Annotated in this window: 25 protein-coding genes and 1 tRNA gene; 13 read left to right on the top strand and 13 right to left on the bottom strand. The window is 72.3% G+C overall.

The annotated features are described in order from the left end of the window. Positions 1–48: 48 nt before the first annotated feature. From ACQUQ1_RS03495 to ACQUQ1_RS03505, 3 genes are all read left to right on the top strand, one after another. A complete protein-coding gene (locus tag ACQUQ1_RS03495) occupies positions 49–246 on the top strand; it encodes a hypothetical protein (RefSeq protein ID WP_435062879.1) in 198 nt (65 codons plus the stop codon). Then, complete coding sequence (gene aceA / locus ACQUQ1_RS03500) at positions 246–1,316, top strand: isocitrate lyase (protein WP_435062880.1); 1,071 nt, start codon at positions 246–248, stop codon at positions 1,314–1,316. Before ACQUQ1_RS03495 ends, aceA begins: the two co-directional genes overlap by 1 nt. A gap of 98 nt (positions 1,317–1,414) precedes the next feature. After that, complete coding sequence (locus tag ACQUQ1_RS03505; RefSeq protein WP_435062881.1) at positions 1,415–2,062, top strand: DUF2391 family protein; 648 nt, start codon at positions 1,415–1,417, stop codon at positions 2,060–2,062. Positions 2,063–2,149: 87 nt separating this feature from the next. Here the strand turns inward: ACQUQ1_RS03505 and ACQUQ1_RS03510 are convergent, their stop codons facing one another. Continuing rightward, positions 2,150–2,320: a hypothetical protein gene (locus ACQUQ1_RS03510; protein WP_435062882.1), complete on the bottom strand. Its 171-nt coding sequence runs from the start codon at positions 2,318–2,320 to the stop codon at positions 2,150–2,152. 96 nt (positions 2,321–2,416) lie between these two features. Between ACQUQ1_RS03510 and ACQUQ1_RS03515 the strand changes: the two genes are divergently transcribed. Beyond that, complete coding sequence (locus ACQUQ1_RS03515; RefSeq protein WP_435062883.1) at positions 2,417–2,803, top strand: acyl-CoA thioesterase; 387 nt, start codon at positions 2,417–2,419, stop codon at positions 2,801–2,803. Further along, positions 2,800–4,092, top strand: a complete 1,293-nt coding sequence (locus ACQUQ1_RS03520; protein WP_435062884.1) for an MFS transporter — start codon at positions 2,800–2,802, stop codon at positions 4,090–4,092. The genes ACQUQ1_RS03515 and ACQUQ1_RS03520 overlap by 4 nt, the downstream gene beginning before the upstream one ends. A 24-nt stretch (positions 4,093–4,116) precedes the next feature. On the opposite strand, the gene nasA is transcribed toward ACQUQ1_RS03520, so the two are convergent. From nasA to ACQUQ1_RS03535, 3 genes are read right to left on the bottom strand one after another with little or no spacing between them, the layout of a single operon-like run. After that, positions 4,117–6,231, bottom strand: coding sequence for an assimilatory nitrate reductase NasA (gene nasA, locus ACQUQ1_RS03525; RefSeq protein ID WP_435062885.1), 2,115 nt, complete (start codon positions 6,229–6,231; stop codon positions 4,117–4,119). Continuing rightward, positions 6,228–6,395: a hypothetical protein gene (locus tag ACQUQ1_RS03530; RefSeq protein ID WP_435062886.1), complete on the bottom strand. Its 168-nt coding sequence runs from the start codon at positions 6,393–6,395 to the stop codon at positions 6,228–6,230. The genes nasA and ACQUQ1_RS03530 overlap by 4 nt, the downstream gene beginning before the upstream one ends. Continuing rightward, the gene (locus ACQUQ1_RS03535) at positions 6,388–8,154 is read right to left on the bottom strand and encodes a nitrite/sulfite reductase (protein WP_435062887.1); all 1,767 of its coding nucleotides are present in this window, start codon (positions 8,152–8,154) and stop codon (positions 6,388–6,390) included. Before ACQUQ1_RS03535 ends, ACQUQ1_RS03530 begins: the two co-directional genes overlap by 8 nt. Positions 8,155–8,550: 396 nt before the next feature. Here ACQUQ1_RS03535 and ACQUQ1_RS03540 point away from each other — a divergent pair, with 396 nt between their 5' ends. Continuing rightward, positions 8,551–9,411: an isocitrate lyase/PEP mutase family protein gene (locus ACQUQ1_RS03540; RefSeq protein ID WP_435062888.1), complete on the top strand. Its 861-nt coding sequence runs from the start codon at positions 8,551–8,553 to the stop codon at positions 9,409–9,411. Positions 9,412–9,693: 282 nt separating this feature from the next. Here the strand turns inward: ACQUQ1_RS03540 and ACQUQ1_RS03545 are convergent, their stop codons facing one another. After that, positions 9,694–11,817, bottom strand: a complete 2,124-nt coding sequence (locus tag ACQUQ1_RS03545) for an LpqB family beta-propeller domain-containing protein (RefSeq protein WP_435062889.1) — start codon at positions 11,815–11,817, stop codon at positions 9,694–9,696. A gap of 161 nt (positions 11,818–11,978) precedes the next feature. Here ACQUQ1_RS03545 and ACQUQ1_RS03550 point away from each other — a divergent pair, with 161 nt between their 5' ends. From ACQUQ1_RS03550 to ACQUQ1_RS03560, 3 genes are all read left to right on the top strand, one after another. Beyond that, a complete protein-coding gene (locus ACQUQ1_RS03550) occupies positions 11,979–12,221 on the top strand; it encodes a glutathione S-transferase N-terminal domain-containing protein (protein WP_435062890.1) in 243 nt (80 codons plus the stop codon). 7 nt (positions 12,222–12,228) lie between these two features. Next, positions 12,229–12,765, top strand: a complete 537-nt coding sequence (locus tag ACQUQ1_RS03555; protein ID WP_435062891.1) for a cob(I)yrinic acid a,c-diamide adenosyltransferase — start codon at positions 12,229–12,231, stop codon at positions 12,763–12,765. A gap of 88 nt (positions 12,766–12,853) precedes the next feature. Next, on the top strand, positions 12,854–13,120 hold the full coding sequence (locus ACQUQ1_RS03560) for a DUF7553 family protein (RefSeq protein WP_435062892.1): 267 nt from the start codon (positions 12,854–12,856) through the stop codon (positions 13,118–13,120). Between the two features lie 53 nt (positions 13,121–13,173). Here ACQUQ1_RS03560 and ACQUQ1_RS03565 read toward each other — a convergent pair whose 3' ends face one another. Next, positions 13,174–13,422 (bottom strand): DUF7120 family protein, encoded by a 249-nt coding sequence (locus ACQUQ1_RS03565; RefSeq protein ID WP_435062893.1) that lies wholly within the window; start codon positions 13,420–13,422, stop codon positions 13,174–13,176. A gap of 110 nt (positions 13,423–13,532) precedes the next feature. On the opposite strand from ACQUQ1_RS03565, the gene ACQUQ1_RS03570 reads away from it, so the two are divergent. Beyond that, positions 13,533–13,607 (top strand) — tRNA-Val (locus ACQUQ1_RS03570). 215 nt (positions 13,608–13,822) lie between these two features. On the opposite strand, the gene ACQUQ1_RS03575 is transcribed toward ACQUQ1_RS03570, so the two are convergent. Then, positions 13,823–14,185, bottom strand: a complete 363-nt coding sequence (locus tag ACQUQ1_RS03575; RefSeq protein ID WP_435062894.1) for a response regulator — start codon at positions 14,183–14,185, stop codon at positions 13,823–13,825. A 164-nt stretch (positions 14,186–14,349) separates the two neighbouring features. Between ACQUQ1_RS03575 and nikR the strand changes: the two genes are divergently transcribed. Together nikR and ACQUQ1_RS03585 are read left to right on the top strand one after the other, a co-directional pair. Next, positions 14,350–14,769, top strand: coding sequence for a nickel-responsive transcriptional regulator NikR (nikR, locus tag ACQUQ1_RS03580; RefSeq protein ID WP_435062895.1), 420 nt, complete (start codon positions 14,350–14,352; stop codon positions 14,767–14,769). 265 nt (positions 14,770–15,034) lie between these two features. Continuing rightward, positions 15,035–16,177 carry a CBS domain-containing protein gene (locus ACQUQ1_RS03585; RefSeq protein ID WP_435062896.1) on the top strand — a complete coding sequence of 381 codons (1,143 nt, stop codon included), beginning with the start codon at positions 15,035–15,037 and terminating at the stop codon, positions 16,175–16,177. Between the two features lie 57 nt (positions 16,178–16,234). On the opposite strand, the gene ACQUQ1_RS03590 is transcribed toward ACQUQ1_RS03585, so the two are convergent. The 5 genes from ACQUQ1_RS03590 to ACQUQ1_RS03610 form a co-directional block, all read right to left on the bottom strand. Next, positions 16,235–16,963 (bottom strand): hypothetical protein, encoded by a 729-nt coding sequence (locus ACQUQ1_RS03590; RefSeq protein ID WP_435062897.1) that lies wholly within the window; start codon positions 16,961–16,963, stop codon positions 16,235–16,237. Positions 16,964–16,969: 6 nt separating this feature from the next. Continuing rightward, entirely contained in the window at positions 16,970–18,043 is a 1,074-nt protein-coding gene (locus tag ACQUQ1_RS03595) for a hypothetical protein (RefSeq protein WP_435062898.1), read from the bottom strand. Positions 18,044–18,047: 4 nt separating this feature from the next. Continuing rightward, positions 18,048–18,506 (bottom strand): FlaD/FlaE family flagellar protein, encoded by a 459-nt coding sequence (locus ACQUQ1_RS03600; RefSeq protein ID WP_435062899.1) that lies wholly within the window; start codon positions 18,504–18,506, stop codon positions 18,048–18,050. A gap of 112 nt (positions 18,507–18,618) precedes the next feature. Beyond that, positions 18,619–19,677, bottom strand: coding sequence for a DUF3179 domain-containing protein (locus tag ACQUQ1_RS03605; RefSeq protein WP_435062900.1), 1,059 nt, complete (start codon positions 19,675–19,677; stop codon positions 18,619–18,621). Then, a complete protein-coding gene (locus ACQUQ1_RS03610; protein WP_435062901.1) occupies positions 19,674–20,453 on the bottom strand; it encodes an alanyl-tRNA editing protein in 780 nt (259 codons plus the stop codon). Before ACQUQ1_RS03610 ends, ACQUQ1_RS03605 begins: the two co-directional genes overlap by 4 nt. A gap of 243 nt (positions 20,454–20,696) precedes the next feature. Between ACQUQ1_RS03610 and ACQUQ1_RS03615 the strand changes: the two genes are divergently transcribed. Beyond that, positions 20,697–21,395 carry an HD domain-containing protein gene (locus ACQUQ1_RS03615; protein ID WP_435062902.1) on the top strand — a complete coding sequence of 233 codons (699 nt, stop codon included), beginning with the start codon at positions 20,697–20,699 and terminating at the stop codon, positions 21,393–21,395. A 66-nt stretch (positions 21,396–21,461) separates the two neighbouring features. Here the strand turns inward: ACQUQ1_RS03615 and ACQUQ1_RS03620 are convergent, their stop codons facing one another. After that, on the bottom strand, positions 21,462–22,454 hold the full coding sequence (locus tag ACQUQ1_RS03620) for an NAD-dependent epimerase/dehydratase family protein (RefSeq protein ID WP_435062903.1): 993 nt from the start codon (positions 22,452–22,454) through the stop codon (positions 21,462–21,464). Positions 22,455–22,527: the final 73 nt, after the last annotated feature.

The raw sequence follows: 22,527 nt of genomic DNA on the forward strand, positions 1-22,527 counted from the left end.
GATCGACGACCGCGAACTGAGCCTGTTCTCGACGGAGGCCGACGACCGATGAGCCGTCGCGCCACCCGCCCCGCTCCCGGCGGCCGGCCGTCCGGGGAGACGGACGCGCCGCTGGTCCCGGATCTGGGGACGCGAACGGGCCGCACCGACACGACGACCGACGCCGCCGACACCCGTCACGACCGCGCCGAGCGCCGCCGTCGCCGCGACCCCTTCGAGATCGCGCTCATGGAGGACTCCGAATAATGCACCCCTCAGAACTCGACCAGGACGTCTTCACGAAGGACATCGACAACCCGCAGGGCGCCGAACTGCGCCGGATGCTGGACGAGCAGGACTACGTCTTCGCCCCCGGGCTGTACCACGCGCTCGACGCCCGGCTTGCGGAGATGGCCGGCCTCGACGCCGCCTACATGTCCGGCTACTCGACCGTCCTCGGCCAGTTCGGCTTCCCGGACCTGGAGATGGTGACGATGACCGAGATGGTCGAGAACGCAAAGCGCATCGTCGAGGCGACGAACCTGCCGGTGATCGCCGACTGCGACACCGGCTACGGCGGCACCCACAACGTCCGCCGAGCCGTCCGCGAGTACGAGAAGGCCGGCGTCGCCGCCGTCCACATCGAGGACCAGACCACGCCGAAGCGCTGCGGCCACATCGCGGGCAAGCAGATAATCTCCCGCGAGCAGGCACGCTCGCGCTTCGAGGCGGCCGTCGACGCCCGACAGAGCGAGGACACCGTCGTCATCGCGCGCACCGACGCCTACGGCTCGGCCAACGGCGACTGGGAGGAGCACCTGGAGCGCGGTCGCATCTACGCCGACGCCGGCGTCGACCTCGTCTGGCCGGAGATGCCCGACCCCAGCCGCGAGGACGCCGTCGAGTACGCCGAGACGATCCACGAGACGCACCCCGACCTGGACCTCGCGTTCAACTACTCCTCCTCGTTCGAGTGGGGCGCCGAGGAGGACCCGCTCACGTTCGAGGAACTGGGCGACCTGGGCTACACGTACCAGTTCATCACGCTGTACGCGCTCCACTCGGGCGCGCACGCGGTCTACGAGGACATGCAGAACATCGCCGAGAACGGCGCCGAGGCCCAGTGGGACCTGGAGGAGCGCTACATCGGCCACGAGACCGAGAGCCACCACGCGCTCTCGTTCGTCGACCGCTATCAGGACATCGAGACGCGGTTCGACCCCGAGGCCGAGGAGCGCATCGAGCGCTCCGCGGGCTTCTCGGAGGACCAAGCGGACCCCATCTCGACGGCCGACCGGAGCGAGGAGGAGGTCGAGTCCACGAGCGACGACGACTGACGGCGCGTCGCCACGCGCCCAGCCGACGCCGTTCTTTTTCCGTCCCGCGCTCCGCCGGCACCGCCGGAACTACGTCCCCCCGGGGCCAGACCCGACCGATGAGCGACAGCGACGCGGCGGACGGTCGCGCGGGCGACGGGGGAACCGCCCCCGACGGCGGCGCCGACGGCCGGACGGTCGACCCCCCCGACGGGGAGGACCCCGAGGCGACCGTCGAGGACCTGATCGAGCATCTGGAGACGCTGGAGGAGGTCGTCGACGACACGGACGAGCGCCGGAAGGTCCGCGCGGCGATGCGGACCGCCCGCGACCTGTCGACGTCGCGCCCCTCGGTGTTCGGGAAGGTCGTCCGCGGGTTCGACCGCGGCGACATCGCGGAGGCGCTGCTCGGGAGCGTCCTGTTCGGCATCCCGATGCTCGTCGAGGGTGGCACGACGGAGGTGGGCGCGTACCTGGCCGGCAACCCCGTCTACCTGACCGGGACGGCTGTGGTGACGGTCCTGCTGGTCGTCGGGATCATCTACGTCGCGGACTTCCAGGACGTGCGCGTCCACCGGCCGATCCTCGGCGTCGTCCCCAGACGGCTGGTCGGCGTTCTCGGCGTCGCCGCGCTCACGGCCGTCGTCGGCCTGACCGCGTGGGGGCGCGTCGACTGGGCCGACCCGGCGGTCGCGTTCGGGAGCACGCTCGTCGCCGCGCTCCCGATGGCGGTGGGGGCGGCTCTCGGGGACCTGCTGCCGGGGTGACCGCCGGGCGGGCGGGTCGCGGGGTCGGTCGCGGACGGCGGCCCGCGGGCGGGACGTCGTCGGGGACGGGGAGCCGATTCCGCCGTCCTACGCCGTGATGGCGGCGTCGCGGTCGCCGTTGATCCGCGTGAGGCCGTAGTCGCAGTCGTTGCAGCGCCACTTCGTCTTCTCGCCGAGGTGGAGCGTCATCGCGGCGACGCGCCAGAAGTCCCGGTCCTCGCCACAGCGCGGGCAGTAGAACTCCTTCTCCAGGCTCATGTCCGAGGGTGTGGGTGCCGAGACTTTCAAGACTCCGGTCCCGGACGGCCGTCGGGAGAGCGATACCCCGAAGCCCCCCGACCCCGATCACCGCGTATGACCTTCGAGACGACGGTTCCCGTCCGCTACCGCGACCTCGACCCGATGGGCCACGTGAACAACGCCGTCTACGCCACGTACCTGGAGGAGGTCCGCACCGCCTTCTTCCGCGAGGAGGTCGGCGTCGACCTCGCGGACGCCGACGCCGCGCTCGCGTCCCTCGACGTCGACTTCCGCGCGCCGATCGAGGGCACCGGCGAGGTCGCCGCCAGCCTCGACGTGGCCGACGTGGGCACCACCAGCCTCACCGTCGCGTACGAGCTCCGCGTCGACGGCGACCTCGTCGCCGAGGCCGAGACGGTGCAGGTCGCGATGGGCGATGACGGCCCGGTCCCGCTGCCCGAGGACGTCCGGGCCGCGGCCGAGCGCCACGCGACCGAATGAGCGGCGCGGATGGCTCGGACGCCGCGGACAGTCCGGACGGCGCCGGCGACGCGGACGCGAGGGGCCCGGCGGACGCCGCGAGCGCAGCGACCGGATCGGGCGCGACGGCCGCCGCCCGGACCGCCGGCCGCCGGCGCCTCGCGCTCGCGGCGATCGGCGGCGGCAACTTCAGCCAGCTCGGCGCGCGGATCCTGCTGGGCGCCGTGGTGCCGTTCGTCCTCGTGGAGTTCGACACGACCGAGGCGACGGTGGGGCTGGCGCTCACGGGGATGTGGGCGACCTACGCCCTCCTGCAGTTCCCCAGCGGCGTCCTCGCCGACCGCGTCGGCGAACGGCCGCTCGTGCTCGCGGGCGTCGTCGGCGCCGCCGTCGGCACCGCGCTGGTCGCGCTGTCGCCGTCGGTGCTCGCGTTCGGCGCCGCGACGGTGGTGCTCGGCGCGGGCGCGGGGCTGTTCTTCTCGCCGGCGACCGCGCTGCTCTCGCGGCTCTACGACGAGCGCGGGGGCGCCCTGAGCGTCCTCACGGGCGCCGGCGCGGTCGCCGGCGCGGCGTTCCCCGCGGCCGGCGGCGCCCTCGCCGAGCGGTTCGGCTGGGAGGTCGCCGTCGGCGCCGGCGCGGCCGTCGCCGTTCCGGTCGTCCTCGCGACGGTCGCGTTCGTCCCGGCGCTGCCGCCGGCGAACCCCGAGCGCGACCTCGCGGCGCTGGTCGACCCGGGCCGGATCGCGGGGATCCTCTCGCGGCCGCCGCTGGCGTACACGACGGCGCTCGCCGTGCTGTGCGGCTTCACCTTCCAGGCGGTCTCGTCGTTCCTCGCGGCGTTCCTCGTCGCCCACCGCGGGCTGGCCCCCTCGACGGCCGCGGCCGCGTTCGGCGCGGTGTTCGGCATCTCCGCGGTCGCACAGCCGGTCAACGGCCGGGTGTCGGACGCGCTCTCGCGGGACGCCGCCGTCGCGCTCAGCGTCACGCTCGCGGGCGCGGGCATCGCCGCGCTCGTGTTCGTTCCCGGTCCCGCCGGAACGGTCGCCGGCGTGGCCGTGCTCGGGGCGGGCGTCTCCTGGCCCGGCCCGATCCAGGCGCGGTTCATGGACCGCCTAGGCGACGCCGAGCGGGGGTACGGCTTCGGCCTGCTGCGGACCGTCTACATGTTCCTGGCGGCCTCCGGATCGGTGGTCACGGGCGCGGTCGCGAGCGCGGCGGGGTGGCCCGCCGCCTACGGGGTGGTGCTCGCGCTGCTGGCGTGCTGTCTGGGGCTGCTCGGGGCCAACCGAGCGTTGGGGCTCGGCTGGTGACTGCGGCCCCCTCGCCAGGGGATGTCAGTCGTCGTCGGGGCCGCCCGGGCCGGCGACGGGTGCGCCCGTATCGGGCCCCCGCTCGGCCGTCGCCGGCTCCAGGCGGACCGCGCACTGCTTGAGGTTCGGCTCGTCCGACTTCGGGTCCGTCTCCGGGAGGGTGAGCTCGTTCGTCCGGGGGTGGTGGACCGGCAGCCAGACGAGCCCCGTCGGAACCGCCGGGTCCGGCTCCGGGCGGACCGGAACCCGCCCGCGCCGGGAGGAGAGCGTCGCGGTCGTGTCCGCGTCCGCGTCCGCGTCGACCCCGTGCTCGGCGAGCGTCTCGGGGTGGACGCGCGCGAGCGGCCCGGGCTCGGTCACTTCCCCGCGCGAGCGCACGCCCGTATTGTACCCGCCGGCCTCCCGCGCGGTCGTCAACGTCAGCGGGTACTCGTCGTCCGTCGGTTCGGCGAGGCCGCCGTGGGTCGCCGTCGAGAACCGTGCCCGCCCGGAGGGCGTCTCGAACTCCCATTCGCCCGGATCGGTGAGGTAGCGGTACCCTCCCTCCGAGACGGCGTCGGGGGCGGGCCACCGCACCGCGCCGACCTCGTCGAGCCGGTCGTACGAGATGCCGGAGCAGTCCGCCGGGGTGCCCGCCGTCAGCGCCGCGAACTCCTCGAAGACGGCCTCCGGCTCGGTCGCGGGGAACAGCCCCGGGGCGATCCGCTCGCCGATCGTCGTGACCGCGTCGAGGTCCGTGCGCACGTCCGGCGGGAGGTCCGTGACGGGGCGGACGCGCGAGACCCGCCGCTCCATGTTCGTCGTCGTGCCGTCGGACTCGCCCCACGTCGCCGCCGGCAACACCACGTCCGCGAGCTCGGCCGTCTCCGTGCGGAAGGCGTCCTGCACCACGAGGAAGGCGTCCGAGAGCAGGTCGCGGACGCGGCCCGCGTCCGGCATCCCCGCCACGGGGTTCGTCGCGACGGCGTACACCGCCTCGACGGGACCGTCCGCGACCGCATCGAGCGTCCCGACCGGGCCGGGGCCGGCGTCGTCGGGGAGTCGGTCGACCGGCACGTCCCACGCCTCGGCGATCAGCCGGCGCTCGGCGGGGTCGTCGAACGGGCGCTGGCCCGGCCACGAGCCCTTCGAGGAGCAGATCCGGGTGCCCATCGAGTTCGCCTGCCCCGTCAGCGAGAACGGCCCGGACCCGGGGCCCATGTTCCCCGTCGCCAGACACAGGTCGACGAGCGCCGCGGCCGTGTCGGTGCCCTGGACGCTCTGGTTCACGCCCATGCCCCAGTAGATCAGGGTCCGGTCAGTCAGCGCGGCCGCGAGCGCGTCGACCGTCTCCTCGTCGACGCCGGCGGTCGCGGCGGCCGACTCGACCGGCGGGAGCGACGCGACGAGGTCGTCGAAGCCCTCGGTCGCCGCCTCGACGAACTCGCCGTCGACCTCGCCGCGCTCGACGACGCGCGCGAGGACGGCCCGCGCGAGCGCGAGGTCGGTTCCCGGCTCCGGTGCGACGTGGTCGTCCGCGACGCCCGCGGTCTTCGTCTCCACGGGGTCGACGACGATCAGGCGCCCGTCGTCGTCGCGGGCGCTCTCCTCGATCCACCGGAACATGACCGGGTGCGCGACCGCCGGGTTCGCGCCCCAGACGACGTGCGTGTCGGCGTCCTCGATGTCGTCGTAGGTGCAGGGAGGCGCGTCGCTGCCGAAGGCGTCGTAGTAGGCGGTCACGGCGCTGGCCATGCACAGCGTCGTGTTCGCGTCGTAGTACCGCGTCCCGAGGCCGCCGCGGGCGAGCTTCCCGAGGGCGTAGGCGGCCTCGTTCGTCTGCTGGCCGCTCCCGAGCACGGCGACGCCGTCCGGGTCGGCGGCGGCCGCGGCCGTCAGCCCCTCGACGGCGCGGTCGAGCGCCACGTCCCAGGTCGTCGGGTGGAGCCGGCCGTCCTCGCGGACCAGCGGCCGGGTGAGCCACTCGCCGTCGGGGTCGGCCGTCTCGCTGACCCCGCGCTGGCACGCCAACCCCCGGTTCGTCGGGTGGGAGACGTCGCCGCGGACGGAGCCGATCCCGTAGCCGGCGTCGACGCCGATCTGGAGGTGGCCGCAGCCGACCGCACAGCGCATGCAGGTGGTGGGGACCGGATCCGTCACGGCTCCGCCTCCGTGGCGTCGTCGGGGGCGGCGACGAACTCGACCGCGTCGCCGAGCAGTTCCGGCGCCGCGTCCGCCGGGGCGTTCGTCGGCGACCGCGGGTCCGTCCCCCCTCGGCCCCCCGTCGGCGGCTCCGTCGCCGCCGCGGCTCCCTCCTCAGTCATCGCTCGGGAGGGGCTCGCCCGCGGCGTCCGTCGGGGCCGGGCTCTCGCCGTCGGCGAAGGGGTACCACGACTGCTTCGCGTCCGTGAGGCAGGGGTCCTCGTAGTCGGTCTCTTCGGGCTCGGCGAGCTCGACCAGCGTCTCGTGGCCCGTCGCCTCCACCCACTCGCGGAACGTCTGCCCCTCCGAGCGGAGCGCGGCGAACGCCTCCACGAGGTTGCGGATCAGCCCGGGCACCTCGTCGGCGGGCACGCGCTGGCGGACCCACTCGATGAACGCCGGCTCGGCCCCGATGCCGCCGCCGACGCCCACGTCCATCGCCTCGACCATCTCGCCGTCCTTGCGGGCGCGCATCCCCTGGAGGCCGATGTCGGCGGTCATCGCCTGCCCGCAGTCGGCGGTGCAGCCCGAGAAGTGGATCTTCAGTTGCGTCACGTCGCCGGGCGTGTCGACGTTGCGCCGGAGCCACCGGAGCATCGTCGCCATCCGCGCCTTCGTCTCCGTCAGCGCGAGCGAGCAGAACTCCGTGCCGGTGCACGCGACGGCGCCGCGGTCGAACAGCGTCGGCTCGGGCGTGTGCGTCTCCAGCAGCGGCTCCGCCAGCAGGTCCCCGAGTTCGTCGTCGGGCACGTCCAGTATCAGGGGGTTCTGCCGCCGGGTGAGCCGGACCTCGCCGGAGCCGTACTCGTCTGCCAGGTCCGCCAGCTCGATCGCCTCCTCGGCGCCCATCCGGCCGACCGGGACGCTGAGCCCCACGTAGTTGCGGCCGTCGACCTGGTCGTGGACGCCGACGTGGTCGTGCTTCCCGCGGGTCGAACTCCGCCCGGCGTTGTAGGTGTACTCGTCGCGGAGGTTCGTCCCCGCGTGGGCCGGCTCGAACTCGACGCGCTCGACCAGCGCCTCGCGGATCGCGTCGGTGCCGAGGTCGTCGACGAAGAACCGGCCGCGGTTCCTGTTGCGGTTGTCGCGGTCGCCCTCCTCGTGGTAGAACTCGACGAACGCCCGGACGACCTCGTAGGCGTGCTCGGGACGGACGAAGAGGTCGAGCGAGCGCGCACGGCGCGGCTCGCGCCCGCCGAGGCCGCCGCCCGCGCGGACGTTGAAGCCGCGCACCTCCTCCCCCCCGACCAACTTCCGCGCCGGCTCCAACGCCACGTCGTTGATCGAGTCCTGCGCACAGCCCTCCCGGCAGCCGGTCACGGAGATGTTGAACTTCCGGGGCATGTTCGCGAGCGCGTCGTCGCCGCGCAGGTCCGACTGGATGCGGTCGAGCAGCGGCCGCGTCTCGACGTACTCGCGGGCGTCCTTCCCGGCGACCGGACAGCCGGAGATGTTGCGCATGGTGTCGCCGCCGGCGGACCGGGAGGAGACGCCCACCGCCTCCAGTTTCTCCCATATCTCCGGGATGTCCTCCAGCTTCAGCCAGTGGAGCTGGATCGACTGCCGGGTGGTGAAGTCGATCCACGCGTCGCCGAACTCGGGGTTCTCGACGGGCCCGGAGGCGTACTCGCGGGCGACCTCGCCGACGGCGCGGAGCTGTCCCGGCTCCAGCACCCCGCCGCAGTTGGTCAGCCGCATCATGAAGTAGCTCTCCTGGCCGCCGCGGTGGTGGAACACCCCCCAGAACTTGAACCGCGAGAACCACTCCTCGCGCTCGTCCTCGGGGATCGACTCCCACCCCTCGGCCGCGAACTCCTCGATCTTCTCGCGCACCGCGTCGCCGTACAACTCGTCCTTCCACCGTTCTTTTTTGTTTGTCATAGTCGAGTGCCCGGATAGTCGGGAATCGAGCTCGATAGCGCCCGAACGTATTCGATGTACGGTTGATTCGGGCACGATCGTCGGTAAAAAGTCCTCTCCTGTACCGTCCTTAATGTCATCAGAAGTCTTGAGAAGCGACGCCGAACGGACGATCAGCGGGACGTATTACCATGACTAGTGGATGACACACACGGATCGTCCAGTTTCGGGCGTGAGCCCCGGAGGGTTCGCGACCGTGTGTCGGGTCCGGCCTCGGCGACCGGCCGGCGAGCCGACGGCCCCCGGGGTCGCTGTCCGTCCCGAACGGTTCCGGCGGCGCCGGAGGTGGGATTTATCGCGCTCGCCGACGACCGCGCAGTCAGTTCCGCCCCGCGTCGCGGGCGCCGGAGCGCCACCATGGACCACGACACACAGCGCGACCGCGCGCGGACGTTTCGGGCGCTGCACGAGGACGCCGACGGGCCGCTCGTGCTGGCGAACGCCTGGGACGTCGCGAGCGCGCTCGTGTACGAGCGGCTGGGGGTCGCGGCGATCGGCACCTCCAGCGCGGGCGTCGCCGCCTCGGTGGGGTACCCCGACGGCGAACGGATCCCCCGGACAGAGACGCTCGCGGCGGTCGAGCGGATGGCCGAGCGCGTCGCGCTCCCGGTGAGCGCCGACATCGAGGCCGGGTACGGCGACGCGCCCGGGGGCGTCGGCGAGACGGTCGCGCGCGTCGTCGACGCCGGCGCCGTCGGCGTCAACCTGGAGGACGGAACCGGCGATCCCGACCGTCCCCTGCGCGACCCCGCCGACCACGCCGCGCGGATCGAGGCCGCCCGCGCGGCGGCCGACGACGCCGGCGTCCCGATCGTCGTCAACGCCCGGACGGACGTGTTCTGGGCCGGCGTCAGCGACCCGGACGACCGGCTGGAGCGCGCGGTCGAACGGGCGAACCGCTACCTCGACGCCGGCGGCGACTGCGCGTTCGTCCCGGGCGTCACGGACGCGGAGACGATCGCGGCCCTGGCGGACCGGATCGACGCCCCGCTCAACGTGCTCGGCGGCCCCGGCGCGCCGTCGGTCCCGGCCCTCGGGGAGCTGGGCGTCGCCCGGGTCAGCGTCGGCTCGGGGCCGATGCGCGCGACGCTCGCGACCCTGGAGGCGATCGGCGAGGAACTGCTGGAGACGGGGACGTACGACCGCATGGCCGACGCGCTCCCGTACGACGAACTGGCCGACCTGCTGGCGGACGGACTGGCCCGGCGCGAGCGCTGACGCGGGGCTAGCCGCCGTTCACCGTCGACTCGGTGCTCACCCCGTTCTTCGCGTCGGCGTCGCCCTCTGTGTGCGGGGCGGTACGCGGACCGCTCCGCCGGTTTCCGTGACCTCCCTCGCTTCGCTCAGTCGGCCACGCCCTGTTCGTGGGCGGCTCGGCCCGGAGACCTCGCCGCCGTCCTACCGTGACCTCGTTCGCTCCGCTCACTCGGCCATGCCCTGTTCGTGGGCGGAGCGGCACAGGACCGCTCCGCCGTCCTACCGTGACCTCGTTCGCTCCGCTCAGTCGGCCACGCCCGGGTCGTGCGTCTCGAACCACTCAGTCAACTCCTCGATGCGATGCGTCGCCCGCTTCGGCTTCCCGATGTTGTGGTGCTCGTTCGGGTAGATCACGAGCTTCGCGTCCACCCCCCGCTTGCGCACGCTGACGTACAGCTGCTCGGCCTGCGTCGGTGGACACCGCCAGTCCTCCTCGCCGGCGGTGATCAGGAGGGGGGTGTCGATCTCCCCGACGCGGGTGATCGAGGAGATGTCGCGGTACGTCCCCTCGTTCTCCCAGGGCATCCCGAACTCCCACTCGTGCCAGTTGTGGTTGTCGTCGGTCCCGAAGTTGGAGTAGAAGTCGTAGATGCCGTGTTCTGGCGCGGCGGCGGCGAACCGGTCGGTGCGGGTGACGACGTGCGCGGTCGTGATGCCGCCGTAGCTGAAGCCCGTGCAGAACAGCCGGTCTGGGTCGGCCACACCCGCCTCGACGAGGTGGTCCATCGCCGAGACCACGTCGTCGGTCTCCAGTTCGCCCCTGCTGCCCTTCAGGCGCTCGGAGAACTCGCGGCCGTAGGAGGTCGACCCGCGGTAGTTCGGCTTGGCGACGACGTACCCCCGGCTCGTCCAGTAGCTCACGTCGAAGCGGAACGCCGGGGCGTCGTAGCTCATCGGCCCGCCGTGGATGGAGCAGATCACCGGGGCGGGGTCGTCCGCGTCGGCGTCGTAGTCCGCCGGGTAGTAGACGACCGCCTCAACCTCGTCGCCGTCGTCGTTCTCGTAGGCGACGACCTCGCAGTCCGGGAGGTCGCCGGCGCGCTCGTCGACCCAGTCGCCGTTCAGGTCGCTGACGCGTTTCGTCGGGCCGCCGGCGTCCTCGCTCCGGAGTTCCGCGCCGGGGACCGCGAACACTTCCGGCGGGCTGTCCGCGCCCGTCAGCCCGAGCGCGACGGTGTCGCCCGCGAGGTCGAACGCCGCGATGCTCCGGTCGCGCCCCTGTCGGCCGAAGGCGCGCCGGGCGTCGCCGTCGACGGGGCACACCGCGAGCCTGGTCCACGCCTCGTCGGCGACCGGCGTGACGACCGTCCCCCCGTCGAGCCACGCGAGCGGCCCGCCGCCCAGCGGGAGCGTCCGGTCCAGGGATCCGGAGACGGACTCGAACGCGGCGTCGGCCTCGTCGGGCGCGACGTACACCTCCGTCGGCTCGTACCAGTTCTCGTAGTTGCCGCCGCCGAACGCGAGCAGGTCGCCGTCGGGCGACCACGTCGGGGAGCTACACCGCAGCGACCCGTCGGTGATCACGCGGCGGTCCGCGCCGTCGGGCGCGACGGTGCACACGTCGTAGGCGCCGGAGTCGTCGGGGTCGTCGTCGACGCAGGTGGTGAACGCGATGCGGCCGGTCGGCCCCCAGGCGGGCTGGAGGCCGGCGAGCGGCTCGGCCGAGCCCGCGCCGGCGGCGTCGTCCAGCCGGTCGAACGACTCGGCGTCCGCCTCGTCGGCGTCGAGGTCGCCGACGAACAGGTACGTGGTCACGTCGTCGAGCCACCCGGCGCCGTCACGCTTGTGCTGGAGGCGCGTCACCTCGATGGGGCCCCCGTCCTCCCGCCGGTCGAGGTACTCCTCCTCCTCGTCGGTCGGGTCGCGCGCGGAGACGACGAGCCGCTCGCCGTCCGGCCCGAGGTCGAACTCCCTGACGCCGCGCTCGAAGGCGGTCAGCTGGCGGGCGTCGCCGCCGCGGACGAGGTCGAACGCCCACACCTGCGACACGGGCTCGCTGTCGTCACCGTTTCCGCCGTCGTCGCCGTCCCCGACCTCGTCGGGGTCCTCCGTCTCCTCGTCCTCGTCTTCGCCCCCGTCGTCGACGCGGCCGCGCCTGCGGTCGAGGTCGTCCTCGCGGGCGGCGAGGAAGGCGAGCGTCTCGCCGTCGGGCCCCCACGTCGGCGACGACGCCGAGGAGGCGCGAGTGAGCCGGTGGGGGTCGCGGCTCCCGTCGGTCGGGGCGACGTACAGGCCCGTCCGCGTCTCGTCGGCGGCGGGGTCGGACTCCTGTGCGGTGAAGGCGACGCGCTCGCCGTCGGGCGACACCGCCACCTCCGCGAGCAGCCGGAGGTCGTAGAACGACTCCAGGTCGATTCCGTCCTGCATACCCCGCGCGTGTCTTGTCGGCCACTTCACCGTTCGGGAACCGGCCGGCGGGGCGGCGGGGCGGCGGGAACCGCCCCCCGGTCGGGGGAGGGCCTCGACCGCTCCCGCGTCGGGACGACGCCGTGGCAAGCTACTTCCGCCTCGCCGCCGACCGTCGATCCATGTCCGTAACGCTGTACGCGCTGGACGGCTGTCCGTGGTGCGAGAAGGTGCACGACGCCCTCGAGGAGGCGGGCGTCGAGTACGAGACGATCTGGACGGAGGGGCTCCACTCCGAGCGCGACGAGGTCGCCCGCGTCAGCGGCCAGCGGGCCGTTCCCGTCCTCGTCGACGAGGAGCGCGGCGTCACGATGAACGAGTCGGCGAACATCCTCGAGTACGTCGAGCGGACGCTCGCCGCCTGAGCCGCGGATGACGATCTACACCGGCCGCGGCGACGAGGGCAAGACCGACCTCCGCGACATGTCGCGGGTGTCGAAGACCTCCCCCCGGATCGAGGCGTACGGCACCGTCGACGAGGCGAACGCGCTGATCGGCACGATCCGCCCGACGGGGTACGACGACGTGGACGAGATGCTGCGCGACGTGCAGGACCACCTCCACGTCCTGCAGGCGGACTTCGCCAATCCCGACCCCGACGAGGGCGACCCGGTCGTCCGCGAGCGCCACACCGAGCAGCTCGAGGCGTGGATCGACGAACTGGACGAGGAGCTGGAGCCGCTCAGGAACTTCGTGCTCCCCTCGGGGAGCGAGGCGGGCGCGAAGCTCCACCACGCCCGGACGGTCGTCCGTCGAGCCGAGCGCCGCGCCGTCGACCTCGCGGACGACGAGCCGGTCAACGCGGAGGCCGTGGCGTACCTCAACCGGCTCTCGGACGCGCTGTTCACCTTCGCGCGCGTCGTGAACGCCCGCGACGGCGTCCCCGAGGACGCCCCGGACTACGAGTAACGGGGAGGGCCGTCCCGAGGGGCGCGACGCCGGCGCCGGCGTCGCGCCGCCCACAAACGATTTATTCGTCGTTCGTCAAAGGACAGGTATGTCCAAGCACTTCGAGGACGCGCGGTACTACCTGGGGCGAGCCGCCGACCACGCCAAGGAGGGCGTCAAGGAGGAACTGGAGCCGCTGGAGGAGCGCGTTCGCGTGCTCGTCGGCAAGGAGACGGAGCCGGAGCCCTCGCGGCTGGAACGGCTGGAGGCGGACCTGAAGGAGCTGTCGACGACCGCCGAGGGCGAGGCGAAGGCGGCCGTGCAGGACGCCCGCGACCGGCTGCGCGACTACCGGGAGAGCCGCTCGGAGGAGTAGAGCGCGGCCGCGGGGACCGGCCGGCGGTCGCGCGCCGACCGCGACCCGCCGACTCAGAACGTCGGCTCGTCGGTCGAGTCCTCGTCGAGCGCGGCGGGGTCCTGCTGTTCGTCGATGGCGTCGGTGAAGAGGTCCCCGTCGGCCTCCCCCTCGTTCGCGTTCTCCTCGACGTCGTACGCCTGGAGGCCGCGGGTGAGGAAGTCCTCGATGGCCTCGTTCCGGTTGAGGAACTCGCCCTGCTCGGCGAGGCGGGAGATCTCGCTGTCGATTCTGTCGGGCAGGTCGACTTCGATCTTCGTCACGCCCGGGGGTGGGAGGTCGGACGGGATTAATCCTCGGGTCGGGGCGGCCGTCGCGACGGGCCGTCCCGGACGGTAAGTCTTAAGCCCGCCACCGGGTTACGACGAGGTGCGGGTTGGTGGTCTAGTCCGGTTATGACGGCTCCTTCACACGGAGCAGGTCGGCGGTTCGAATCCGCCCCAACCCAGTTCTGAGGCGGCACAATGCGACGACGACTCGCGAGCGGCGCGAGCGAGTCGAGGAGCTGTGCCGCCGGACGGTGTCCGGCGGATTCGAAGCAGAGAGTGAAGCGAGCGAACGCGAGCGGAACGACCGCGGTTCGAATCCGCCCCAACCCACTCCTTCGGGACGTACCGACGGCGAGCGACGCGACCGACGTAGCGATTTTGGACCCCGGGTCGCTCACGCGGTCAGCGCGCTCTCGACTTCCGACCGGAGGGTGTCCTCCTCGACCGGCTTGGTGACGTAGCCGTCGGCGCCGGCCTTCACCGCCCGTTTCATCTGGTCGCGCTGTTCGACGCTGGTACACATCACGATCCGCGTCCCCGGGTCGCGCTCCTTGATGTCGCTGGTCGCCTCGATGCCGTTCACCTCGGGCATCATGATGTCCATGGTGACGAGGTCCGGCCGCGTCTCCTCGAACAGGTCGACCGCCTCGGAGCCGTTCTCGGCCTCGCCCACGACCTCGAAGTCGTCCTCGAGGATACCGCGGATGAGCGTCCGCTGGAACCCCGAGTCGTCCACGATGAGTACTCGCCTGGTCATGTCCGGAACTCCGCGCTTGCGCTCATAAGCGTTCACCCGGAGACTTCACGCGTGAGATTCGGACGACCCGGAACCGCGCGAGGGCGACGCGGCCGGCGGTCGCGACGGCCGGATCGTCCGCACGATACGGAAGGCTTAGTAATTCCTGCCCACTGAGTTAATACATGGGAGTCGTCAGCGTCTCCATGCCCGACAGCCTCGTCGACCGCATCGACGAGTTCACCGAGGAGCACGGCTACACCGGACGAAGCGAGTTCCTCCGGGAGGCCGCCCGCGACCTGCTCGGGGAGTTCGACGACCGGAAGCTGGAGGACCGCGAGCTCATGGGAATCGTCACCGTCGTGTTCGACTACGAGGGCACCAACGTCGAGGAGCGCATGATGCGGCTGCGCCACGAGCACGAGGACATCGTCGCCTCGAACTTCCACAGCCACGTCGGCGACCACAACTGCATGGAGCTGTTCATCCTCGAGGGGAACCTGGAACAGATCTCGACGTTCGTCGGGAAGATCCGCGCGACCACCGACACCAAGACGGTCGACTACTCCGTCACCCCCATCGGCGACGCCGAGGGCATCGTTTGAGCGGGCGGCCGTCGCGGCGGACCCGCCGCCGACCTGTCGTCGCGGACGGCGTATCGTCGCGGATCCCGATCCGGACCGGGCACGGAACGTGTTTCTGAACGAATAGCTCTGTCGCGAGCTGACGGGATCTCGGCGCGGTTCGACCGGAAGGGGCGCTCTATCCTCCGAAAACCGGTATTGGTTTGCTATACCATGGCATACCTCCGGGAGCCGGGAACCGAACCAAGCTTCAATACACGGGGGATCGTACCCCCGTATCGGAGTTATGGACATCGAAGACATCGCCGTGCCGGAGTTCGTCGAGGTCGACGCGGACGAACGACTCGGGAAGATCCGCTCCCTCTTCGACCGCGAGAACCCGAAGGGTATCATCGTGATGGACGACGGCGAGTACGCGGGCGTCATCGGCGAACGGGAGCTGATCAACTCCCGCGTCGACGACGACACCCGGGCGGCGGCGCTGATGAAGGCCGCCCCGGAGGTGTCCCGCACCGAGGACGTGCGCGAGGTCGCGCGCGTGCTGGTCGAGGGGAACGTGAAGGTGGCCCCCGTCTACCAGGGCGAGAAGCTGTACGGGATCGTCACCGTCGACGCCATCCTCTCGGCCGTCCTCGACAACCTCGACGCGCTGACGGTCGAGGACATCTACACCGCCGACGTCGTCACCGTCCCCGAGGACGCCCACGTCGGCCAGGCGATCAACCGCCTCCGCGAGAACGGCATCTCCCGGCTCCCGGTCGTCAACGACGACGGCCGGCTGGCGGGGATCCTCACCACCCACGACATCGTGGACTTCGTCGTCCGCGACGCCGAACGCCAGGGCCGCGGCGACCGGCGCGGCGACCTCGACCGGATGCTCGACCTCCCGGTGTACGACATGATGTCCTCGCCGGTGTTCACCGTCACGGGCTCGGAGTCCGTGCGCGAGGCCGTCGAACTGATGATGGACAACGACGTGAGCGGCCTCGTGGTCACGCCCGAGGAGCGCGACGACCTCGTCGCGGGCGTGCTCACCAAGACGGACGTCCTCCGCGCGCTCACGTTCACCGAGGAGGACGCGATGGACGTGCAGGTGACGAACGTCGGCCTGCTCGACACGCTCTCGCGCGAGGACATCCGCAACTCCATCGGCCAGGTGTCCGACAAGTACCAGGAGATGCGCGTGCTCCACGCGCACGTCCGCTTCCACGAGCACAAGGAGAAGCTCCGCGGCACGCCGCTCATCCAGGCGCAGATCCGGCTGCGCACCACCCACGGCCAGGTCGGCGGCTCCGGCGAGGGCTACGGCGCCGAGCACGCCTTCCACGTCGCGCTCGACAAACTGGAGCGCAACGTCCTCGAGGTGAAGGGCGTCACCGCCGACGAGCGCTACCGCGGCCAGCTCCTCCGCAAGCTCGGCGAACTGTAGCCGGCTCCCGACCCGACCGCACGGCGATACCGCGGCGGCGACCGCGCCGCCGCCGGGCTACCTGTCGAACAGTCCGCCCCAGTTCTTCCCCGCTCCCGCGTCCCCGAGCCCCGCGTCGGCGCGGAAGGTCCCGACGGCGTCGGCGTCGGCCTCGCCGGCGTCGACCCGGAGGGTGTCGGCCTCGCCCTCCGTCTCGACGACCACCTCGCTCCCGCGGGTGTACGCGTACGCCCCCAGAAGCGCCGCCCCGAGCAGCAGGGCGAGCGCGCCGACGACGCGCAGGGCGTCGTCGACGAGCGAGAGCACCGAGAGGACGCCGCCGATCAGCGAGAGGAGGCCGCCGACGCCCGTCGCGCCGGCGGAGTCGGGCATGCTCGCGCCCATCGCATCGAAGGAGACGACCGAGCCGCCGATCACCATCGCGAGTCCGCCGATCACCGTGTACGCGATCGGACGGACCAGCCAGTCGGTGCCCGTCGACGACAGCGACACGTCCGCGACGTTGACGCGGTGGACGTCCCGGAGGGTGGCCCGGTCGTCCGCCTCGGGGGCGTACGCGAGCACGCGCCGGTCGGTCGCGACGAGGTGGCCGTTCGCGACGGGGAGGCTCGCGCGCTCCTCCTCGTCTGCGTGCAACAGCGCGTCGAGGCGCGCCTCGACGCCGTCGTGCGTGGGCGCGTGCGCGTCCGTGTGAGAATCGAGGTCGGGGAGCGGCTCCGGGTCGGCCGGCGACACGGCCGTGTCGGCCCCGCCGTCGTCGTCGCTGCCGAAGTCGAAGCCGCCCATCCCGGGTTACTGCCCGGCGAGGCGCTCGGCGATGCGCCGGGCGCCCTCGGCGGCCGCGAGGTCGGGCTCGTCGGGCACGACCACGTTCACGTCGCGGTCGAGCTCCGCGCTGAGCCGGCGCTCGAACTCCTCGGGGAGGCCGGGGATGCACGCCATCCCGCCGGTGACGGCGATGTCGTTGCCCAGGGAGAGCTGGTACACCTTCATGTAGTCGTTGGCGAGTTCGGGGAGGAACTCGTTGGCGACCTCGTTCACCGCGGCGTCGAGATACCAGTCGAGCGCGTCGACGACCGAGTGCTCGATGGTGAACTCGTGGGAGCCGCCGCCGGGCTGCTGGATCACGTCCGAGAACGGCTCGAAGTTCCCGACGTCGCCGTGCTCCTCCTTGTACTCACGGGCCGTCGTCAGGTCGACGTGGACGCGTCCCTGCGTCTCCTCCTCGACGTTGGCGACGATGCGACGGTCCACGTCGTTGCCGGTGACCGAGCCGGTGGAGAACGGCACGAGCTGGTCGCCGCGGCGGTAGGCGCACGCCTCGAGGTTGGTCGACCCCATGTTCACGGAGACGAACACGTCGTCGACGGCCTCGACGCCGTCGCCCATCGCCGGGATGGCGCCACAGAGCGATTCGGGGTACGCCCGCATCGTGTGGGCGCCGATGTTCGAGGACTCGATGACCTCGGTGAGGTTCTCCAGCCCGTCGTCGTTCTCCATCGTCGGGACGGCGTACACGACCGCCGAGTCGGCGGGGACGCCGTTGGCCGCGAGCAGTTCGCGGAAGAACCGGTCGGCCAGCTCCGCGCGCTCGTCGTCCTCGGGGAGGCCCGACCGGAGCATGTACTCGACGCGGTCGGGGTACTCGGCTGCGGCCTGCTCCCCGAACAGGGCCTTCTCCTCGCCCGTGATGGCGTCCTCGTAGGTGGCGAGACACGTGAGCGTCCGCACCGTCGTCAGCTCCTCGCTCTCGTCGTCCTCCGGGTACCGGAGGACCGTGCGCGTGGAGCCGAGTTTGACGCCGATCGGGGTCGGGTTGCTGGACTCGAAACTGTCGTCGTCTGCGGATTCGGATTCTGCTGCCATGGGTCTATCGGAGCGCGGCGAGGCGGGCGACGAACAGCAGGCTCGTGCGGTGGTGGCCGATATCGAGTCGCTGCCCCTCGGTGTCGTCGAAGGCCTCGAGGTGCGCCACGAGGGCGTCCTCGACGGACTCGTCGAGCCACTCCACGTCCCGGTAGAAGGCGAGCGCCTCGCGGGCGCGTTCGCGCCCGCCGACGCCGACGAGGTAGCGGAGCCAGTCGAGCGCGAGCCGGGTTCCCACCACCGAGCCCGGGAGGCTCGGGAGGTAGGGCCTGCTCGCGCCGCCGGCCGCTGCCTGAAGGAGAAAGGCGTCCTCCACCTGCGCCGCCCGCACGCGCGCGTCCGCTCGGCCGAGGAAGTCGTCCGGCTCCGTCCACCGGTCCGGTTCCCCGTCGGCGTGCGTCGGCGCCGCCGCTCCCGTCAACGCTCGCAACTCCTTCGGGTCGTAGTCGCTCGGTCTGAGCATGTCCTGGTTCGTCCGCACTCCCTTTGCCGCTGCCTTCGGGTAGACCGAAACACGGTATATAGGTTCTCACCCGAATATCACGCCTGAAACCGGAGGACGGGCCGCGGACGGCTCAGCCCCGGTACAGCGACTCGACGCCGTGGTCGTCGACCCAGGCGAACGCGAACAGCCGCCGCGCCGGGAGCCGGTCGAGGGTGCCGCCCGGGGGCGACCCGTCGGCGCCGACCTCGGCGTCGTCGCCGGCGTCGCTCCGGTCGACGGCTTCCCCCGTCGCAGGGTCCCACAGGACGCCGCCGCCGCGGACGCCGTCGGCGGCCGGGTCCCAGTCGAACCCGGGGTCGCGGAAGGCGTGGATCCCCGCCTCGTCGGCCGCGAGGACGACGGCGTCGACGCCGCCGACGCGGAGGGTCACGACGCCCCCCGCCTCCGCGACGACCGGACGGGGCACCCCGACGGCGTCGCCGTCCAGTTCCAGCCCGCACACGACCGCCTTCGGGTCGAGCCGGTCGACGGGCCACCCGCGACGCTCGGTCCCGTCGCCGCGGTGGGCGGCCAGCCCGAACCCCTCGGCCGCGACGTACCCCTCGTAGGGGTCCTCCTCGTAGTCGATGGTCGCCGGGTCGTCGCCGTCGCCGGCGGCCTCGCTCTCGCCGCCCGGCGGCGCCAGCACGACGCCGTCGGGGTGGCGCTCGCGGAAGCGCGAGAGCGGGAACAGCGGCGCCGCCACCGGGTCGAGCCGTTCCCCGGCCAGGTCGCCGTCGATGCCGACGCCCGCCGACTGCTTCCACTCGGAGTCGGTCTCGCGGTCGTACAGCACGAGGTCGTCGTCCGCGAGCTTCCCGGAGACGCCGAACGACAGCGTCCGGTCGGCGACCCGGCGGTCGTAGACGACGGCCGACCCGCACAGCGGGCACCACGTCACCGCGACCGGCCGCCCGCCCACCTCGTCGTTGACGACCTCGTGGTAGTGGAGGTAGCGCACGGGGTAGGCCCGGGCGTCGCCGTCGACCGCGACCGCGACGACCTCGTCGTCGGCGTCGCCGTCGTACTCCCCCGGGGGGACGAACGCGGGGTCGTCGACAGCCGGGATCGCGTCGCGGGGGACGACCTGTCGGACCTCGTCGGGCTCGGGGGCGGGCACGTCGGCGTCCCGGGTCGCCTCGTCGCTCATGTCCCCGAGAGCGTGAACTCGACGCGCTCCCTGTCGCCGCCCTGTGTCGTCCGCCCCGTCACCGTCACCTCGCCGATCTCGTCGGTGGCGCCGACGTGCGTGCCGGCGCAGGCGGTACGGTCGAACGGGTCGTCCTCGTCGCCGACCTCCACGATCCGCAGCTCCGTGATCGAGTCCGGGAGCAGGTCGATCCGAGTGCGCTCGGTGTCTAGTTCGGCCTCCGCGACCTGGCGGTCCATAGTGTAGTGGCGGACGGGGAGGCCGTCGTCGACGAGGGCGTTCATGCGCGCCTCCACGTCCGCGAGGTCCGTCTCGGAGAACTTCGGGTGCTCGGCGTCGAGGCGGGCGCGGTCGGCGTACAGCTGGTTTCCGACGGTCCGGGCGCCGAACTCCTCCAGCAGCACCGCCGACAGGAGGTGCTGTGCGGTGTGATAGCGCATGTGGGCGTACCGGCGGTCCCAGTCGAGTTCGCCCCGGACGCGGGTCCCCGCCGGCGGCGCCGCGCCGTCCAGGTGGTGGTACACCGTGTCCGTCTTCTCCACGTCGGTGACGGCGAACTCCTCGCCCGCGGCGGCGCCGTCGGCGGGACCGTCGCCGGTCGGGCCGACACCCGCGTCGTCGTCGACGACCGCGAGGGCCCCCGTGTCGTTCGGCTGGCCGCCGCCGGTCGGGTAGAAGTGGGTGCGGTCGAGTACCACCCGGTCGTCGAGCGCGCGCTCGACGGTCGCCTCGAAGGAGGCGACGGTGCTGTCCTCGAGGTAGGCCTGCTCGGTCATACCGGGAGGGAGCCGCCGGGCCCACTTATCGGTTGGCGACCCGGCGGACGCCGCGGGGACGGCGCCACACGACCGACGGCGACGCCTCCACGGGACGGGACCGGGCCGCTCGGGCGCCCCGATCCGCGCGCCCACGGGCGAACCGGGGTGTCGTAACGACTAAGGACGAAACAGGCCGTATCGTTCCGTAATGAGACAATCGTCCGTCGCTTCCCGAACAGTTCTGCACCGGAGGTGGGTCCCGTGGGTGTCGAAATAAAGGGCTCGCGCGTCACCGACGAGGAGTTCGCGGAGATGGAACACTTCGTCCGCGAGTACCTCGCCGCCTCCGTCGAGAGCGAGGACGACGGCGGGCGGATGCGGTGGTACCCCTGGCACTCCGCCGAGTACCGCTTCAACCACATCCGCAACGTCGTCGACATCGCCGAGCGCATCGCCGCCAAGGAGGGCGCCGACGCCGACGTGGTGCGCGTCGCCGCGCTGTTCCACGACGTGGCGAAGCTGGAGGCCGACCAGGACGTCCACGCCGAGGAGGGCGCCCGCGTCGCCCGCCAGTACCTCGAGACGCACGGCGACTACCCCGAGTCGTTCGTCTCGGCGGTGTGTGCCTCCGTCGAGGACCACTCCTACCAGGGTCCGCTGTCGGACCTGTCGCTGGAGACCAGATGCCTGATCGAGGCGGACCTGCTCGACAAGGTCGGCGCCAACGGCACCGCCCTCATGCTCCTGCGGATGGGCTACGAGGCGCGCACCCACATGGACGCCGCCGAGATGGTCCAGCGCGTGCTGGAGCGCGGGCGCGAGCACGCCTCGCGCGTCGAGAGCGACACCGCCGAGTCCATCGCCCACGAGCGCATCAAGCGCGTGAAGTGGTTCCGCGAGTGGCTGGAGGACGAGGTGGCCGGGATGGACCACGCCCGATACGGCGCCGACGAGGACTGACCGGCGAGCGAACCCGGGGCCGGCCGCGCCGGGTCCCGCCCGAGCGGGGTCGGCGGGAGCCGACCCTCAGAGCGTGTCGAGCACGCCGAGCACGCGCTCCTCCGCCTCGCGGCCGGGGTCGTGCTCGCTCCCGTCGCGGTCGCTCTCGCGGTGGTCCGCGACGGTCCGCTCCATCGCCTCCGGGAGCGGCGTCGACTCCCAGCCGAGCGACGAGAGCTCGTTCGTGTCGAGGACGTGCGGGTAGTCGCGGTAGAGGACGAAGTCGTCGGGCGAGAGGTCGGCCGCCGCGAGTTCGCGCTCGCCCGCGTGGACGACCTCGACCTCGGTGTCTGCCGCCTCGGCGATCAGGTCGACCGTCCCCTCCATCGTGACCAGCGTGCGGTCGCCGACGTTGTACGCCTCGCCGGGGGTCCCCTCCTCGGCGACGATCCGCAGCGCGCTCGCCACGTCCTCGACGTACGCGCGGTGCCAGAGGTTCTGGCCGTCGCCGGGGACGACGACGCGGTCGTGCGTCAGCACGCGGTCGATCCAGTAGTCGAGCCGTTCGGTGTAGTCGTGCGGGCCGTATACGATGCAGGGGCGAACGCTCATCGCGTTCACGCCCGCCTCGGCGGCCTCGAAGACGGCGCGGTCGCCCTCGGCCTTCCGGTTGCCGTACGTCCCGTGGGAGTCGTCGGTCGCCTGCTCGGGCGTACACGGGCACAGCGGTGTCTCGCCCTCGCGTTTGGGGATCTCCTCGACGCCGTAGGCCGACCCCGAGGAGACGTACACGTAGCCGTCCACGTCGGCGAACAGGTCCGTGGCGACGCGAACGTCCTCCGGGTAGTAGGCGACGCAGTCGATCACGACATCGGGCTCCACCGAGAGCTTCGCCGCCCTCAGGTCCGTGTCGTCGCGGCGGTCGCCCTCGACGTGCGCGACGCCCTCGCGGTCGGCGAACGGGTTCTCGTGGGTCCCCCGGTTGAAGATCGTCACCTCGTAGCCGTGGTCGAGCAGGTCCTCGACGACGTGTCGCCCGATGAAGCGCGTGCCCCCGATGACCAGCGCGGAGTCTGCCATGGCGGGGTCTCGCGCGCGCCGGTGGAAATAGGACGCGGTGTCGGCCCGCCCCGCCGGGATCTCCCGGTCGCCG

This window comes from Halobaculum sp. EA56 (assembly GCF_051195075.1).
Classification (GTDB): domain Archaea; phylum Halobacteriota; class Halobacteria; order Halobacteriales; family Haloferacaceae; genus Halobaculum.

What these genes read in the sequence shown, in the direction of transcription:
- ACQUQ1_RS03515 (WP_435062883.1), top strand. Translation starts at nt 2,417, where the DNA reads ATGACCTTCGAGACGACGGTTCCCGTCCGCTACCGCGACCTCGACCCG.
- ACQUQ1_RS03610 (WP_435062901.1), bottom strand. Translation starts at nt 20,453, where the DNA reads ATGACCGAGCAGGCCTACCTCGAGGACAGCACCGTCGCCTCCTTCGAG.
- ACQUQ1_RS03595 (WP_435062898.1), bottom strand. Translation starts at nt 18,043, where the DNA reads ATGGCAGCAGAATCCGAATCCGCAGACGACGACAGTTTCGAGTCCAGC.
- ACQUQ1_RS03530 (WP_435062886.1), bottom strand. Translation starts at nt 6,395, where the DNA reads ATGACTGAGGAGGGAGCCGCGGCGGCGACGGAGCCGCCGACGGGGGGC.
- ACQUQ1_RS03495 (WP_435062879.1), top strand. Translation starts at nt 49, where the DNA reads ATGAGCCGTCGCGCCACCCGCCCCGCTCCCGGCGGCCGGCCGTCCGGG.
- ACQUQ1_RS03555 (WP_435062891.1), top strand. Translation starts at nt 12,229, where the DNA reads ATGACGATCTACACCGGCCGCGGCGACGAGGGCAAGACCGACCTCCGC.
- ACQUQ1_RS03535 (WP_435062887.1), bottom strand. Translation starts at nt 8,154, where the DNA reads ATGACAAACAAAAAAGAACGGTGGAAGGACGAGTTGTACGGCGACGCG.
- ACQUQ1_RS03575 (WP_435062894.1), bottom strand. Translation starts at nt 14,185, where the DNA reads ATGACCAGGCGAGTACTCATCGTGGACGACTCGGGGTTCCAGCGGACG.
- ACQUQ1_RS03505 (WP_435062881.1), top strand. Translation starts at nt 1,415, where the DNA reads ATGAGCGACAGCGACGCGGCGGACGGTCGCGCGGGCGACGGGGGAACC.
- aceA (WP_435062880.1), top strand. Translation starts at nt 246, where the DNA reads ATGCACCCCTCAGAACTCGACCAGGACGTCTTCACGAAGGACATCGAC.
- ACQUQ1_RS03620 (WP_435062903.1), bottom strand. Translation starts at nt 22,454, where the DNA reads ATGGCAGACTCCGCGCTGGTCATCGGGGGCACGCGCTTCATCGGGCGA.
- ACQUQ1_RS03600 (WP_435062899.1), bottom strand. Translation starts at nt 18,506, where the DNA reads ATGCTCAGACCGAGCGACTACGACCCGAAGGAGTTGCGAGCGTTGACG.
- nikR (WP_435062895.1), top strand. Translation starts at nt 14,350, where the DNA reads ATGGGAGTCGTCAGCGTCTCCATGCCCGACAGCCTCGTCGACCGCATC.
- ACQUQ1_RS03545 (WP_435062889.1), bottom strand. Translation starts at nt 11,817, where the DNA reads ATGCAGGACGGAATCGACCTGGAGTCGTTCTACGACCTCCGGCTGCTC.
- ACQUQ1_RS03510 (WP_435062882.1), bottom strand. Translation starts at nt 2,320, where the DNA reads ATGAGCCTGGAGAAGGAGTTCTACTGCCCGCGCTGTGGCGAGGACCGG.
- ACQUQ1_RS03540 (WP_435062888.1), top strand. Translation starts at nt 8,551, where the DNA reads ATGGACCACGACACACAGCGCGACCGCGCGCGGACGTTTCGGGCGCTG.
- ACQUQ1_RS03550 (WP_435062890.1), top strand. Translation starts at nt 11,979, where the DNA reads ATGTCCGTAACGCTGTACGCGCTGGACGGCTGTCCGTGGTGCGAGAAG.
- ACQUQ1_RS03560 (WP_435062892.1), top strand. Translation starts at nt 12,854, where the DNA reads ATGTCCAAGCACTTCGAGGACGCGCGGTACTACCTGGGGCGAGCCGCC.
- ACQUQ1_RS03520 (WP_435062884.1), top strand. Translation starts at nt 2,800, where the DNA reads ATGAGCGGCGCGGATGGCTCGGACGCCGCGGACAGTCCGGACGGCGCC.
- ACQUQ1_RS03585 (WP_435062896.1), top strand. Translation starts at nt 15,035, where the DNA reads ATGGACATCGAAGACATCGCCGTGCCGGAGTTCGTCGAGGTCGACGCG.
- ACQUQ1_RS03605 (WP_435062900.1), bottom strand. Translation starts at nt 19,677, where the DNA reads ATGAGCGACGAGGCGACCCGGGACGCCGACGTGCCCGCCCCCGAGCCC.
- ACQUQ1_RS03590 (WP_435062897.1), bottom strand. Translation starts at nt 16,963, where the DNA reads ATGGGCGGCTTCGACTTCGGCAGCGACGACGACGGCGGGGCCGACACG.